This window comes from Haloarcula taiwanensis (genome assembly GCA_002844335.1).
Lineage (GTDB): Archaea > Halobacteriota > Halobacteria > Halobacteriales > Haloarculaceae > Haloarcula > Haloarcula taiwanensis.
Genome location: CP019154.1, coordinates 2117816 through 2130555 on the forward strand (window position 1 = coordinate 2117816; position 12740 = coordinate 2130555).

Consider the following 12740-nt stretch of genomic DNA (forward strand, 5'->3'; position numbering starts at 1 on the left):
GCTGCGGGTACTACTCCTGCAATTCGGCTTCTCTGAGTGCTTCGTTCAGGTCGGCCCGGACGTGTTCGCCGAGTTCACGGTCGCCGGCCGTCGTGACGACACGGTTCTCCTGAACGCTAGAGCCGTCGCGGATGAGCACCCGGACGTTGCCGTTGTCGTCGGCGCGGGTCGCCTTCGCCCGGACGCCCGTCGGCGAACTCGCGCCGCCGGCGTCGATGGGACCGGGGATGACCTTCTTGACGTGGGGGTGGCCGGCGACGGTCTGGATGACCCGCTGGCCCGACCGGCCGCCGATGAGCGTCGAGTGGCTCCCGCCGAGTTTCTCCGCCGGCGCGGCGTCGACCACCTCCAGCGCCGGTTCGCCCTGGCGGTCGATGACCCGCTGGACCGGGTCCTCGCCCTCGACGCGGAAGAACTCGTAGTGCAACTGCGGGCGGACGGCGGCGATGACGTCGCGGTCGCCCGTGACGTACACCTCCTCGGGCCGCTTGCGCCGGACTTCGTCCGCGACGAGGCCGGCGAAGTTCCGCAGTTCGACGACGACGGCCTCGTCGCTGCCCTCGCCCTCCGGCGTCGTCGTCACCGTCCGCTGGCCGACGACAGCCCCGTCAAGCAGCGCTGTCACCGTCGCCCGCTCGCGGTCGAGTTCGAGGACGGCGGCGTCCGTATTGGCAGTGTGACAGACCAGGCAGTAATCGCCCGGTCGGTCGAGCGGCGTGGCACACTGCCGACAGTCCATAGCTGTGGCTACGGGTCCGCGCTGATAAGGGGGACGGTTCGGCAGTTTCCCGAGGCGCTGCGTCAGCCCTCGTCTTCGATGGTCGCCCCGGGCGGGTAGACCGTCGTAACGGTCGCGTCGTAGCCGGCGTCGGAGAGCCCGGTACCGAGCGCGAACACCGTCTCGCCGAGCATCGCCATGGCGGCGTCACCGCCGGCTTCGGCCACGTCGTCGATGACCGACTTGACCTCCGGCGTCAACAGGTCCGCCTCGCGGGAAAACTGCCGAGCGGCCTGCATGAACGCCGATAGTTTCGGCTCTTTGACGACGGTAGAGAGCGCGCGCTCGCCGGCAGCCGTCAGCGGCTCCGTGTCACCACCGACCACGTCCGCCGTCGATAGCTCGCCGAGCGTGAGATATTCGACGCGGCTGCGGGCCGGGATGGCGTCGAGGTAGTTGAACTGCGGCCCGCCGGGTTCGAGGCGAAGCGGCACGCCGCCCCGGGCCTGCGCGACAACGTCGCCGAGGCCCGAGCCGGACTGGACTTCCGCGCCGTGGGCGATGGTCACCAGTTCGTTGTACGACAGGCCGTGGCCGAAGGCAGCGTTGGCCGCTAGCGCAGTGCCGAGCGCCAGTCCGCCAGAGACGCCGAAGCCGGACCCGAGCGGAAGCGGCGTTTCGGCGGTGACAGTCGCCGTTGTTCGCAGGGCGTCAAGCACTCGCTCGACAGCCTCCACCGCAATCGGCTCGCCGTTCAGCGTTATCTCGGTTTCAGCCTCGCGGCTGACAGTAACAGAAACGCCATCAGACAGGGTTAGCCCCCCGCCGCGAGAGCCGGTCTCGATCGGATCGTCGCCCCGGTCGACGGTAAAAAAGCCCGTGATGTGGCCGGGCACGAACGCGTGTGCTTCGTCGCTCATTGCCTCCCCGTGGGTTCCGGCGGCGTTAAGGGTTGGTGGTCGCCTCGTCTGCCCCGTCCGGACGTTCAGGCCAGCCGACAGGCAGTTCTCCGACCCGTAGTTTGATGTGCGTTTACGGCGGATGACTGTGCAAACATGCCGACGATAAGCGCGCGACTCCCGAGCGAAGAGAAAGCCGAACTGGACGATGTCGCCGAGTTGCTCTCCGAGGACCGGTCGACCACGATTCGAAAGGCCCTCCGGGAGGGACTGGAGACGCTCCGACTCCGCGTCGCTGTCGAGCAGTACCAGTCCGGCGACGTGTCGGCGGCCGAAGCCGCACAGCTTGCGGACCTCTCCATCGCGGAGTGGCTCGACGTGGCCCGCGAGCGGAACCTGACGACACAGCTCGAACTCTCCGATCTGGAACTCGATGCCGACACAGCCGCGGAGCTATGACTCGCATCTACGTCGGGCCGACGTCGCTGTACTCGCTGGGGCAGGTTGGGGAGCTGTCGCTGCTTGACGCCTTTGACGGCGACATCGTCATCCCAGAGCCAGTCATCGGCGAGGTACAGGTCGAACCGACCGCGACGAACCTGACCGAATACCGCGAGAACGATATCGACACTGGCGTCGACGAGGACCACATCGACCAAGCCAGGTCTCTGCTCGGCGATTCCGAACTCGGAGCCGCTGTGACAGTGCTCGCTGGCGTGTTAGCTCACCGTACCAGCGACGACCGCTCCGCCGTGGCTGTCGTCTCTGAGGATCGCACCGTCCGCCGGATGGCGCAGGGCCTCGGCGCGGAAGTAACGAGCAGTTTCGGCGTCGTAGTCCGGGCCGCTATCGAGGACAAGTACCTCAAACCGACCCAGGCAAAGCGAATCGTCAGGCGAATCGACCAGCACGGGATGCATTTGACTGGGGAGTTGCGGGAACGGGCCGTCGGCGAGGTCGCATAGCGCCAATTGAACACGCGCCGGCGTTAGCCCATCTGTGCTGGGGTAAGGGACTAATAAACACGGTCCGTACTCCTTGCCGTGTCAGAACAACCCGCGCCTCAGTTTCTCGTGGCCTCGGCCGCCGTCTGCGTGCTGGGCTGTCTCGTCGGAGCACTGCTCCCGGTTGTTGTCGGGTCATCAGCCGCGTTTACCGGCAGCGTGACTTCGAGCGGGCTTCTCGGACTCGTTTTCACCGTCCGAAACCTCCAACTGCTCCGCGTGACCGGCGAGCCGAGTTTACCACCGGCTGTCCTGACGACGATTTTTGGCGGCTGGTTCATGCTCGCCCCGCTGTTGTACACGGATGTCGGCTTTCTCGCCACTGCGGGAACACAGCTCGCCGGAACGGTCATCTCGACGTTCGGACTGTACGTCACAGTCGCCGGCCTAGCCGACGGGCCAGCGTAGCTAGCCGCGACAACTACTCGCCGGCCGCGGCGGCCAGTTCCGTGGTAACGGCATCGACAGCGCTCTCGATATCTGGATATCGACCCGTTCCGACGTCTTTGCACCCCTGTTTTCTATCGACCCGGACCGCGCTGGCGTCGAAAAGCTCGGGTCGAACGACGAGTTTGGCCGCGGCACAGACGCCGTCGTCGTCCGGAATCCGATACTCGACGATACCACCGTTGGCATCAGTCCGCTGCCACGGTTCCAGCGGGTCCGGCAGTGCAGCGACCAGTTCATCCGGGTCAGCGGCTGTCTCCGGTGACGGGTGGGACATACCGTAGTCAGGGCTGTGAGACGCAAACGTGTTACGCTGACCCTCTCGGTGCTTTGTTCAGACACCGTCATGATGCCATGCTCTCAGGACTTCGTCTATCCCTGTGGTCCCGTGTCGTTCTACTGTCGGTGCGTTGGGCTGACTCTGCCCCCAGTTCGGACGTTTTACGCCGATATCGGACGATTCGGACCCTGAGCCTGCCGCGGTTTCGACACCTATGTTCGGAGCTAGATGCATGGGTTTAACACTCCGGCTCCCAACTCTGAAGGTATGCAGGGTAATCTTCCGCCTGAAGCACAGGAGAAGCTCGAGGAACTGCAGGACCTTCAGCAGACAGCACAGCAGGTCGCTGCACAGAAACAGCAGGCCGAGACAGAGCTCCAGGAGTCCCAGACGGCGCTCGACGAGCTCGACGACATCGACGAGGACGCGACCATGTACCGCGAGGTCGGCGAACTCCTCGTGAAGACCGAGTTCGACGAGGCACAGGACGACCTCGAAGAGAAGGTTAACAGCCTCGAAGTCCGCGTGGAAACGCTCGAAAAGCAGGAAGAGCGTGTGCAAGAGCAGTTCGAAGACCTCCAGAGCGAGCTCCAGCAGATGCTCGGCGGCGCGGGCGGCGCGGGTCCGGCCGGCGGCCCCGGCGCTGGCGGCGCATAAGGCGATGCCGACAGACGATGAGGTCGTCGAGACGGCCTCGGCCGCCGCCGAAGACGTTGTCTTCTCTCGGTACGACGTCGGCGCAGTCGAGGACCTCGACGTGACTGTCACCTTCGAAGACAGCGTGCTGGACGTCGACGTGTACGTCAACGCGCCCGACAGTCGTCAGGACGAGGCACAGGTCGCGGACGACGCCGCCCTCGCCGCCCGGGCTGCCGTCGACGACCTGTTCGAAGAATAGGCACCCGCACCGGCGCGGGCAGTCACTCGGTGTTCTACCGACGCCGAGAACCGTCAGTCGTGGCCATCGAGGGCTGGGTCTCCGGTCCGGTCGCTCGCGAATCCGGTCCGAAACGCGATCCAGCCGAGCACTGAGACGAACAGTATCGGCGGGAGAATCATGAACCCCCACAGCGGGTCCAGCCCCCAGCCGAGCAACAGGGCCAGGTCGAACAGCCCGATAGCGAGAAACGGCGAGACAAACAGAAGGGCCCGCTTCCGGTTCATCTCGCCCGACGATTCTGACGCCGACGAGTCCTCGTCACCCGCAAGGAGGTCCGCTGTCGTGCGGTCACCAGTTCCGTCGTCGGCGTGGACGCTGGACTCGGCGGTGTCATCCATACACACCACTCAGAGGTCAGCAAGCAAAAAAACCGCGCTTGGTCAGTCGTCGGTGGAGAGCCGGCGAGTCAGGGGGAGGTACGCGTCACTGTCGTCGTCAGTTCACTGGTCGCCGTCCGAATCCGTCTCGCCAGTCGGCTCCTCATCAGCGTCATCCGCGTCACCGCTTTCGTTCGCAGTCGCATCGCTCTCCTCACTGGGAGTCAAGTCGCTGATCTGTTCGCCCAGATTCCCTGTGAGTTCACCGGCCTGCTTCTGGTCGATGAGCGTGTGGATCTCGCTGACGAAGTCAGGGACCTGTTCGGGAAGAGCCGATGGCGGGCCGCGCTGGTCGGCTGCCTGGCCGGCGTCAGCGGGCGGGCCGCGTCGGTCAGCCGCCTCGGCAGCGCCGCCCGATTCGTTCTCGTTTGCGGTCGTTGTTTCGTTCGCTGCCTGCTCCGTCGCGGTGTTCGCCTCTGCGTTGTCCGCGTGGGCATCGGCCTGTGCACCTGCTGCGCCGGGCAGTGCCGCCGCCGAGCCCGTGATAACGAGCACGGCGAGTAGGCCGCCGGCAATCGTAGTGAGTTTCATTGTGGTCGTTGCCTCCGCTTGGCTCTCTGGCCCAGTAGCATATGAAGGAGGGAAGCGGAAAACGCGGATTAAGCCGAATTTATCCGAATTGGATTCTCTAACGTCCGTTTTAATTCGGTTTAATTCCGATTCGACGCCCGTTCACAGCTCAGTCACACTGTAGCCGGACTGCCGGATGAGATGGCTGGCATGCGCGCCGTGCTGCCGGTCCAGACGGCGAGCGAATCGTACACGGAACAGCTCCTGAAACCACCGGCGGGGTAGCTTTTCATACCCGCGAGCCCAACACTGGTCCATGGAACACGATGCCACGGTCGAAGGGGTCGGCGTCGGCGTCAGCGAGGAGGGGGGCGGCACGCCGGTCGTGCTGCTCCGGGCGCGTGAGGAGATCGTCCCAATCTTCGTCAGCAAGGACCAGGCCCAGTCGATGCAGCTGGCGATGGCCGGCGAGCCCTTCGAGCGCCCGCTCACCCACGATCTGCTGGTCGAGATGGTGACGGAATTCGGGGCTGCCATCGACCGCGTCCGTATCGACGACTTGGCCGACGGGACGTTCTACGGGAAAATCGACGCGGAGCAATACACCGACGACCGGCGGAAGGACATGGTGTTCGACGCCCGCCCATCGGACGCTATCGCAATTTCCCTGCGAGTAGATTGCCCAGTCGTAGTAACCGATGACGTTATCGACGAGGCCGGGCGACCGCCGGAGCAGTTCGATCAGGGCGGAAGCGACAGTGAGGATCTCGGCCTGTGAGGACGCGAAACCTTTCTGCGCCTGTCCGTCCTAAAAATGCGTGATGGGGTACGAATCGGTCATCTTCGACAACGACGGCGTGTTGCTGACGCTGACGGACATGGATGCACACTACGTCGGCGCGCGGCAGGCCTTCGAGGAACTGGGGGTGGTCTCGCCGTCGACAGCCCACGTCGAAGCGATGAGCATCGGCGTGACAGTTTCTGAACTCACTGACATCTGTACGGAGTACGATATCGACCCCGAGCGGTTCTTCCGGGCTCGTGACGAGGCCCTGACCGCGGTGCAGCAGGCGCTTATCCGGGCCGGCGAGAAACAGCCCTACGCCGACGTAGCCGAGCTTGACCGACTTGACTGCCCGCTGGGTGTGGTTTCCTCGAACCAGCGCGAGACCGTCGCCTTCGCCTTCGAGCATTTCGATATCGGCCACTATTTCGACACCGTCTGGGCGCGCGAGCCGACAGTCGAGAGCCTTCGGCGGAAGAAACCCCGGCCGTACTACATCGAGCGGGCGATGGCGGACCTCGATGTCAGTGACGCCCTGTTCGTCGGCGACAACGCATCCGACATCGAGGCGGCACACCGGGCCGGCATCGACTCGGCGTTCATCCGTCGACCCCACAGGGTCGACACGCAATTCGACGTGACCCCAGACTACGATGTGTCCGGCCTCGAAGACGTAGTTCGAATCGCCGGTCGACGTAGCGGGAGCGACTGAGCCGTATCCGGACCCAACAGATACACAGTCGCCGCATTCTGGTACGTACACTGAAAGCAACCTTTCCCATGGCAAGTGCCGTGAAACGGTATGGAGAAGCCGGTCGGTGGAACGGATGAAGACGAACAAGCGGCACCTGACACACCGGCACAGCAGTCCCCCCCTGTGCTGTTGGAGACGCTCGCCGCGCGAATGCCCGAGCCAGTGGTCGTCGTCGCCGCGGACGGGGAGATACGGACCGGGAACGATCACCTCTGTGCGCTCCTTGACTCCGACCCGTCGGACGTGTTTGGAAGCCAGATAGCTGCGTTCTTCCCAGCTCTGCGTGACGCTGACCTCGGGACCCACTGCAGTGAGTCACCGGGAACACCGCTGACGTCGTCGTGTACTGCCGGCGACACGGAACGGTGGGTCGAAATCGCCTTCGAGCCCCAGCAGTGGGACGGCGAGGAACTGTATCTGGGTATTGTTCACGATGTCACCGAGCGCCACGAGCGGACGGAGATGCTCGAGCAGTACGAGCGCATCGTCGAGACCATCGAGGACGGCATCTACACGCTCGACGAGTCGTTCACGATGCAGACGGTCAACAGCGCCGTCGAATCGATGACTGGCTACGACAAGGACACGCTGGTCGGGTCGAACGCGACGCTGCTGGCGGACGAATCCGTCATCGAGGAGGCCGCGGAGATGTCGCGACAGTTCATCGAGGGCGAACGCGACGTGGGGACGCTGACGACGGACCTCCGGACCGCCGACGGCGAGACGCTCCCGATAGAGACCAAGTTCACCACATACGACCGCAAGGACGGGAGCTACCGGCAGGTCGGTGTCGTCCGCGACATATCGGACCGGAAGCGGTTCGAGGAGACGCTCGCAGCGCTACATGAGTCGACCCGGAAGTTGCTACACACGGAAACGAAGACGGCTGTGGCCGAACAGATACTCGACACCGCCGTCGACGTGTTGGAGTTGCCCGACGTAGAGATCTACCTGTTCGACCGGAGTGACAATACCCTCCGAAGCGTCGGCGACGTCGAGACGGATCGAAGCGCGTCTGTCGGACCGGGCGAGAGCACGGTGTGGGACGTGTTCGTACAAGACAGCCCAGTCGAAGTCGCCCCCGGCGACTCCATCGACCTCGGGGCGGGACCAGTAACGGCGGACGCGAAGCGACTCTGTCTCCCGCTCGAAGACCACGGCGTGTTTTACATCGAACTGGGTGAGCAACACAGCGACGCCAGAACGCGCGAGATGGTAGACCTGCTCGCCGCCAGCGCGGAAGCCGCACTCGCACGCGTCGACCGCGAGACGACGCTCCGAGAACGCGAGGCTGAACGCCGCGAACAGAACCGCGAACTGCGGCGGCTCAAGCAGGTCAACGCGATCATTCGACGGATCGATCAGGTACTCGTCGAAGCGGAGACCACCGAGGAGATCGAACAAGCGGTGTGTGACCAGTTGGCCGACTCACAGTGGTTCTCTTTCGCCTGGCTCGGCCGGCAGGATGCGACGGAACTCGTCCCCCGGGCGTGGGCGGGCGACACCGCGAGCTATCTGGACGCCATCTCGCTGTCACTCGAACGCGGCGGCGGACCGCCGGCCGTTCAGACCGCACAGTCCGAAACGATGACTGTTGTCCCGTCAGTGGCCGACAACCTCCGGGGCGACCACTGGCGGACTGAGGCGCTCTCTCGCGAATTCCAGTCGGCGCTCAGTATCCCGCTTGAGTACGACGACTTCGTCTACGGCGTCCTGACGGTGTACGCCGACCAGGAAGACGGGTTCGATGAGATGCTCCAAGAGGTGTTCGCCGAACTCGGTGAGACAATCGCGAATGCGATACGGGAAATCGAATCCCGGCAGCGACGGGCCGGCGACGGCACTGTCGAACTCGAACTATCGCTGTCTGCTCCGCAGTCGTTCCTGACCCAGCTCGCGGACCGGCTCGGCGTCTCTGTCGTCTGCGAAGGCGCCGTACAGCGAGGCGACGGTGCACTCCGTCTCTTCCTCGCTGTCTCGGACTGTGACCCGGTTGTTGTCGAGGAACAGCTGCTATCGATGGCTCGTGTCGACACCGCGCGAGCGATCTCTACCGACCAGCTGGACGGGCTTTACGAGGTTGTCGTGACTGGCCAGACCGTCGCAGGGACGCTACTGGAGCAGGGCGGGCGGTTGAAATCGATCCGAACGTCGACGGGCGGACTCACAGTGACAGTTGTCGTTTCGGGTGAGACTGACATCCGGCAGTTTGTCGAACAGTTCGACGAGCGCTACGCCAACGTCGCGCTGATTGCGCGCCGTGACGGCGCAGAGTCTGACAGTCAACAGGACGGGACAGTCCGGTCGGCGCTGGAAGAGCAACTCACAGACAGACAGTTTGAAGTCCTCCAGACGGCGTACCTGAGTGGCTTTTTCGACTGGCCCCGAGAGACGACCGGGCAGGAAATCGCGGCCAGTCTGGACGTGTCACAGCCGACGGTCAACCGGCACCTCCGCGTCAGCGAGCGAAAGCTGCTCGAACTCGTGTTCGGCGATAGCTGACGCCGTCGCTATACTATTAGTGGTCAGTCAACCGAGCTGTATCTGTATAGCCACAATCACCTTTTCAATCACTCATCAAACCACAAACAGCGACGAACAATGTCCCAGGCAAAACTGGTCTACAGACCGACACCCAACGAACCGCTGAGCGAAACCATCGTCCACGCCGTGGCTGACACGCTGGGTGTCGACCCCGTCGACCTCGATGATCGAATCAGTGACTGTATCGATCCAGATGCGCTGGACCGGCTGTTCCGCCCAGACACGGATGGGGCACCGAGTCCTGACGGCCTGGTCGTGTTCAGTATGGCCAACTGCCGCATCGAAGTTGAGGGGAACCGCTCAGTGCTGGTGACACCGTCCCGTGACGTTTCGGCCGCAACCGGACTGGAAGCGTAACTTGACCCCACGGCTGTTCTCCTGACACTCTCTATCGTGAGTGGTCCCGCCGACAGGTGGGTTATTATTACCTTATTTTCCTCTCTGAGTTGTATATCGCCGCTACGTTTCAGTAAGTAGATATTTCTTTTCCGGTAGCAATTGAAAAACTGGTACGTAACCTGGAGTAAAACCGGTCAAATACTTTGTTAATAGTATACTACCAGCAGGCTAGGCGTCAGTACCACTATAGGCTCAACTTCGCCTTTCGGATGTATGGACGTCGGACACCAACTGATCGAAACCGGCTCGCAGTCGGGTAAGAACGCCAAGGCAGTGACCGTTCAATCCGAGGCAGTAGAGACAGCAAAACCTCAGTTAATCAGACATTATTCCACCGACTGTGCCGGAATAGAGGCTGCAAGCGTTGGAGGGCAGTCACGATGAGCGTTGAGTCTCCGTCGGTTGATGCACAGAGCCTTCTCGAAGAGGTTCGGACGACCAGCCTCCCGGACCGGGTTGCAGAACTGGCAGACGAGTACGAGCGGGTCTGTGGCGAGCGTGATCGGTTCCTCTGGCAGTGGATCTACTCGCTGTTCCCCGAGTTTACCCTCTCCTCTGTCCATCCGGCCCACGCAGACCACGTCCGGACACAGAAGACGATTCTCACGATGTACGTCACGATTCTGGACGATATCGTCGAGAACGACGGAGACCGAGACACCTTCGAAGAGGCCCGACGGCTTGTTCAGGACCCGTCAGCCGTTGACCCGAGCCGTGCGGCAGTAAGTGAAGACTATTTCTCCTTTATCGAGCGCATCTGGCGGGAGTTCGAGGGGGGACTGACCGACGCGCCGCGCGTCAACGAGTTCTACGACGTGTTCACGTACGATATGCGACAGACGCTGAACGCGATGGACTACAGCGCAGTCGTCAACGAGAACCCCCGGATTGCGAACCTCAGCGGGGCAGAAACTTATGGGGCACATAACATGGTAATGTTCCCCTACGCGGCTGTTGACCTCATGTATTCGCCGGATTTCGAACTCGCTGACTACGGCACCGTTCGGGACCTCATCTGGGACCTACAGGAGATGGCCCGAATCGGCAACTGGCTCACGACATGGGAACGAGAGGTCAAAGAAGGGGACTACACTGCGGGAATCGTCGTGTTGGCCCTTCAGGAGGGATTCGTCACGCCCGAGGAACTCGAAAACCCTGACGGGAAAGCCGAACTCATCGACAAAATCAAAGCCGAACAGTTCGAGGCCCGGTTCCGGGACCGGTGGGCCGACATCTACCAGTCCGTTCGCGACCGCGAGTTCGACACCGAGAGCGTGGACCTCGATGCGCTGGTTCGGGGCATGGAAACAGTGTTCCAGTACCACGAGGCCAGCCGCGGACACAAGTAACGACCGTTCGTGTCGTGGTCCCGGGAGGGGACCCGTTCTGCGTAAATCAGTTACTCAGTCGTCGGCGACGAGCGTTTCTTCGTCGTCGGCGACGAGGCGGTCCATCGCGTCCACCATCGCGCGCACGGACGCCCGGGTGATGTCCGAGTCGCTGGCAGAGACGACAACGTGATCGTCACCGCGTGACATCTCGATTTCGACAGTGACGAGTGCGTCTGTCCCGCCCGTGATAGCGTCGACGTGATAGTCTTCGAGTGTCGCGTCGGCAGTGTGGGACAACGCCACTTCGGCGGCGTTCATCGCGGCGTCGACCGGTCCAGAGCCGACCGCTGCCTCCTTGCGTTCCTCGCCGTCGACCGACAGTCGGACGCTTGCGGTCGGCGTATCGGAGCCGGAGACGGCAGTCAGGCCGAGCAGTTCGACCCGGCGGTCGCGTGCGTCGCCGGTCACCTCGTCGGCGATGGTCAGCAGGTCGGCGTCGGTGACTCGCTTGCCGCGGTCGCCGATTTCCTTGACGCGACTGACGATCTCCGAGAGCTGGTCTTCGGTGACCTCGACATCGTGTTCGTCGAGGGCCGCCTCGACACCGGCCCGGCCCGCGTGCTTGCCGAGCGCGAGGCGGCGCTCGCGCCCCACCTTCTCGGGTGGGTACGGCTCGTACATCGAGTCGTCCTTGAGCGTGCCGTCGGTGTGGATGCCGGACTCGTGGGTGAAGGCGTTCTCGCCGACGACCGCCTTGTTCGGAGCCAGCGGGATGCCGGTCCGGTTGGCGATGAGTTGGGCGAGGTCGTACACCTCGGTGAGGTCCATCGACTCGACGCCGTAGCCGTGGTCGAGCGCGATGGCGACCTCTTCGAGGGCGACGTTGCCGGCACGCTCGCCAATGCCGTTTATCGTCCCATGGACGAGGTCCGCGCCCGCCGCGATAGACACCAAGGCGTTGGTCACCGCCAGCCCCAGGTCATCGTGGGTGTGGGTGCTGACCGGACCCAGATCCGAGAGCCGAGAGACGCATTCAAGCGCGCGGTCCGGCGTCGCGTGGCCGACGGTGTCGGCCCAGCAGATGCGGTCCGCACCGGCCTCGGTGGCCGCTCCGAGCAGTTCTTCGAGGTAGTCTAGGTCGGCCCGCGAGCCGTCCTCTCCGATGACCTCAACCCAGAGCCCGTGATCGACAGCGTACTCCACCAGTTCGACGGTGTTGTCGACGTTCTCGGTCTTCGAGGTGCCGACCTTCTGTTCTACGTGCTTGTCGCTGGCCGGAACGACGAGGTTGATGCCGTCGACACCACAGTCGAGCGCGAGGTCGATATCGTTCTGGATCCCACGACAGAAGCTGGTGACAGTACTGTCGAGGTCAAGTCCCGCGACGCGGGAAATCGTCTCGCGTTCGCCGGGGCCAGTACAGGCGCTCCCGGCTTCGATGACATCGATACGCGCCGCATCGAGCGAGCGGGCGATGTCGGCCTTGTCGTCCGGCGTCAGCGAGACGCCGGGGGCCTGCTCACCGTCGCGCAGTGTCGTGTCGAGAAACTGTACCTCACCGACATCTGAGAGCGCACGCATCGCTGGGTGCCCCTCGAACAGTGTGTTCTGACTCACAGAAGATGCTCCATCACGCGCCACGAATTTCGCGGCCAGCCGCCTCGCGGCGACTTCCTCTATCCTCCGTCGGGTGTTCCGACATAGTGGTGACTACTCTAATCCTCACGGTCTAAAAGGTGACGGAACCGACGAC

Annotated in this window: 16 protein-coding genes; 10 read left to right on the forward strand and 6 right to left on the reverse strand. The window is 63.3% G+C overall.

All coding sequences use genetic code 11. The features are described from left to right. Positions 1–10 precede the first annotated feature (10 nt). Both BVU17_10785 and BVU17_10790 read right to left on the reverse strand, forming a co-directional pair. Positions 11–739 carry a metal-binding protein gene (locus BVU17_10785; GenBank protein AUG47979.1) on the reverse strand — a complete coding sequence of 243 codons (729 nt, stop codon included), beginning with the start codon at positions 737–739 and terminating at the stop codon, positions 11–13. A 62-nt stretch (positions 740–801) separates the two neighbouring features. Next, positions 802–1638: a sugar kinase gene (locus tag BVU17_10790; protein ID AUG47980.1), complete on the reverse strand. Its 837-nt coding sequence runs from the start codon at positions 1636–1638 to the stop codon at positions 802–804. A 135-nt stretch (positions 1639–1773) separates the two neighbouring features. On the opposite strand from BVU17_10790, the gene BVU17_10795 reads away from it, so the two are divergent. The 3 genes from BVU17_10795 (at position 1774) to BVU17_10805 (ending at position 3029) form a co-directional block, all read left to right on the forward strand. Beyond that, positions 1774–2076 carry a hypothetical protein gene (locus BVU17_10795; protein AUG47981.1) on the forward strand — a complete coding sequence of 101 codons (303 nt, stop codon included), beginning with the start codon at positions 1774–1776 and terminating at the stop codon, positions 2074–2076. Then, complete coding sequence (locus BVU17_10800; GenBank protein AUG47982.1) at positions 2073–2582, forward strand: hypothetical protein; 510 nt, start codon at positions 2073–2075, stop codon at positions 2580–2582. The genes BVU17_10795 and BVU17_10800 overlap by 4 nt, the downstream gene beginning before the upstream one ends. A 129-nt stretch (positions 2583–2711) precedes the next feature. Beyond that, on the forward strand, positions 2712–3029 hold the full coding sequence (locus BVU17_10805) for a hypothetical protein (protein AUG48896.1): 318 nt from the start codon (positions 2712–2714) through the stop codon (positions 3027–3029). Between the two features lie 13 nt (positions 3030–3042). Here BVU17_10805 and BVU17_10810 read toward each other — a convergent pair whose 3' ends face one another. Further along, positions 3043–3345, reverse strand: a complete 303-nt coding sequence (locus BVU17_10810) for a hypothetical protein (protein ID AUG47983.1) — start codon at positions 3343–3345, stop codon at positions 3043–3045. A 270-nt stretch (positions 3346–3615) separates the two neighbouring features. Here BVU17_10810 and BVU17_10815 point away from each other — a divergent pair, with 270 nt between their 5' ends. Both BVU17_10815 and BVU17_10820 read left to right on the forward strand, forming a co-directional pair. Continuing rightward, positions 3616–4005 carry a prefoldin subunit beta gene (locus BVU17_10815; protein ID AUG47984.1) on the forward strand — a complete coding sequence of 130 codons (390 nt, stop codon included), beginning with the start codon at positions 3616–3618 and terminating at the stop codon, positions 4003–4005. A gap of 4 nt (positions 4006–4009) precedes the next feature. Beyond that, positions 4010–4246 carry a DUF3194 domain-containing protein gene (locus BVU17_10820; GenBank protein AUG47985.1) on the forward strand — a complete coding sequence of 79 codons (237 nt, stop codon included), beginning with the start codon at positions 4010–4012 and terminating at the stop codon, positions 4244–4246. A 53-nt stretch (positions 4247–4299) separates the two neighbouring features. Here the strand turns inward: BVU17_10820 and BVU17_10825 are convergent, their stop codons facing one another. Together BVU17_10825 and BVU17_10830 are read right to left on the reverse strand one after the other, a co-directional pair. Continuing rightward, on the reverse strand, positions 4300–4626 hold the full coding sequence (locus BVU17_10825; protein AUG47986.1) for a hypothetical protein: 327 nt from the start codon (positions 4624–4626) through the stop codon (positions 4300–4302). A 102-nt stretch (positions 4627–4728) separates the two neighbouring features. Further along, positions 4729–5196 carry a hypothetical protein gene (locus tag BVU17_10830; protein AUG47987.1) on the reverse strand — a complete coding sequence of 156 codons (468 nt, stop codon included), beginning with the start codon at positions 5194–5196 and terminating at the stop codon, positions 4729–4731. Between the two features lie 295 nt (positions 5197–5491). Between BVU17_10830 and BVU17_10835 the strand changes: the two genes are divergently transcribed. The 5 genes from BVU17_10835 (at position 5492) to BVU17_10855 (ending at position 11005) form a co-directional block, all read left to right on the forward strand. Beyond that, entirely contained in the window at positions 5492–5953 is a 462-nt protein-coding gene (locus tag BVU17_10835; GenBank protein ID AUG47988.1) for a hypothetical protein, read from the forward strand. A gap of 43 nt (positions 5954–5996) precedes the next feature. Continuing rightward, positions 5997–6671 (forward strand): hydrolase, encoded by a 675-nt coding sequence (locus tag BVU17_10840; protein ID AUG47989.1) that lies wholly within the window; start codon positions 5997–5999, stop codon positions 6669–6671. A gap of 90 nt (positions 6672–6761) precedes the next feature. Continuing rightward, positions 6762–9215 (forward strand): bacterio-opsin activator, encoded by a 2454-nt coding sequence (locus BVU17_10845; protein AUG47990.1) that lies wholly within the window; start codon positions 6762–6764, stop codon positions 9213–9215. Positions 9216–9314: 99 nt separating this feature from the next. Further along, entirely contained in the window at positions 9315–9614 is a 300-nt protein-coding gene (locus BVU17_10850; GenBank protein ID AUG47991.1) for a hypothetical protein, read from the forward strand. Between the two features lie 422 nt (positions 9615–10036). After that, complete coding sequence (locus BVU17_10855; GenBank protein ID AUG47992.1) at positions 10037–11005, forward strand: hypothetical protein; 969 nt, start codon at positions 10037–10039, stop codon at positions 11003–11005. 54 nt (positions 11006–11059) lie between these two features. Here BVU17_10855 and BVU17_10860 read toward each other — a convergent pair whose 3' ends face one another. Then, the gene (locus tag BVU17_10860; GenBank protein ID AUG48897.1) at positions 11060–12568 is read right to left on the reverse strand and encodes a 2-isopropylmalate synthase; all 1509 of its coding nucleotides are present in this window, start codon (positions 12566–12568) and stop codon (positions 11060–11062) included. Between the last annotated feature and the right edge of the window lie 172 nt (positions 12569–12740).

What these genes read in the sequence shown, in the direction of transcription:
- BVU17_10845 (AUG47990.1), top strand. Translation starts at nt 6,762, where the DNA reads ATGGAGAAGCCGGTCGGTGGAACGGATGAAGACGAACAAGCGGCACCT.
- BVU17_10855 (AUG47992.1), top strand. Translation starts at nt 10,037, where the DNA reads ATGAGCGTTGAGTCTCCGTCGGTTGATGCACAGAGCCTTCTCGAAGAG.
- BVU17_10800 (AUG47982.1), top strand. Translation starts at nt 2,073, where the DNA reads ATGACTCGCATCTACGTCGGGCCGACGTCGCTGTACTCGCTGGGGCAG.
- BVU17_10815 (AUG47984.1), top strand. Translation starts at nt 3,616, where the DNA reads ATGCAGGGTAATCTTCCGCCTGAAGCACAGGAGAAGCTCGAGGAACTG.
- BVU17_10785 (AUG47979.1), bottom strand. Translation starts at nt 739, where the DNA reads ATGGACTGTCGGCAGTGTGCCACGCCGCTCGACCGACCGGGCGATTAC.
- BVU17_10830 (AUG47987.1), bottom strand. Translation starts at nt 5,196, where the DNA reads ATGAAACTCACTACGATTGCCGGCGGCCTACTCGCCGTGCTCGTTATC.
- BVU17_10840 (AUG47989.1), top strand. Translation starts at nt 5,997, where the DNA reads ATGGGGTACGAATCGGTCATCTTCGACAACGACGGCGTGTTGCTGACG.
- BVU17_10795 (AUG47981.1), top strand. Translation starts at nt 1,774, where the DNA reads ATGCCGACGATAAGCGCGCGACTCCCGAGCGAAGAGAAAGCCGAACTG.
- BVU17_10835 (AUG47988.1), top strand. Translation starts at nt 5,492, where the DNA reads ATGGAACACGATGCCACGGTCGAAGGGGTCGGCGTCGGCGTCAGCGAG.
- BVU17_10825 (AUG47986.1), bottom strand. Translation starts at nt 4,626, where the DNA reads ATGGATGACACCGCCGAGTCCAGCGTCCACGCCGACGACGGAACTGGT.
- BVU17_10850 (AUG47991.1), top strand. Translation starts at nt 9,315, where the DNA reads ATGTCCCAGGCAAAACTGGTCTACAGACCGACACCCAACGAACCGCTG.
- BVU17_10860 (AUG48897.1), bottom strand. Translation starts at nt 12,568, where the DNA reads ATGCGTGCGCTCTCAGATGTCGGTGAGGTACAGTTTCTCGACACGACA.
- BVU17_10790 (AUG47980.1), bottom strand. Translation starts at nt 1,638, where the DNA reads ATGAGCGACGAAGCACACGCGTTCGTGCCCGGCCACATCACGGGCTTT.
- BVU17_10820 (AUG47985.1), top strand. Translation starts at nt 4,010, where the DNA reads ATGCCGACAGACGATGAGGTCGTCGAGACGGCCTCGGCCGCCGCCGAA.
- BVU17_10810 (AUG47983.1), bottom strand. Translation starts at nt 3,345, where the DNA reads ATGTCCCACCCGTCACCGGAGACAGCCGCTGACCCGGATGAACTGGTC.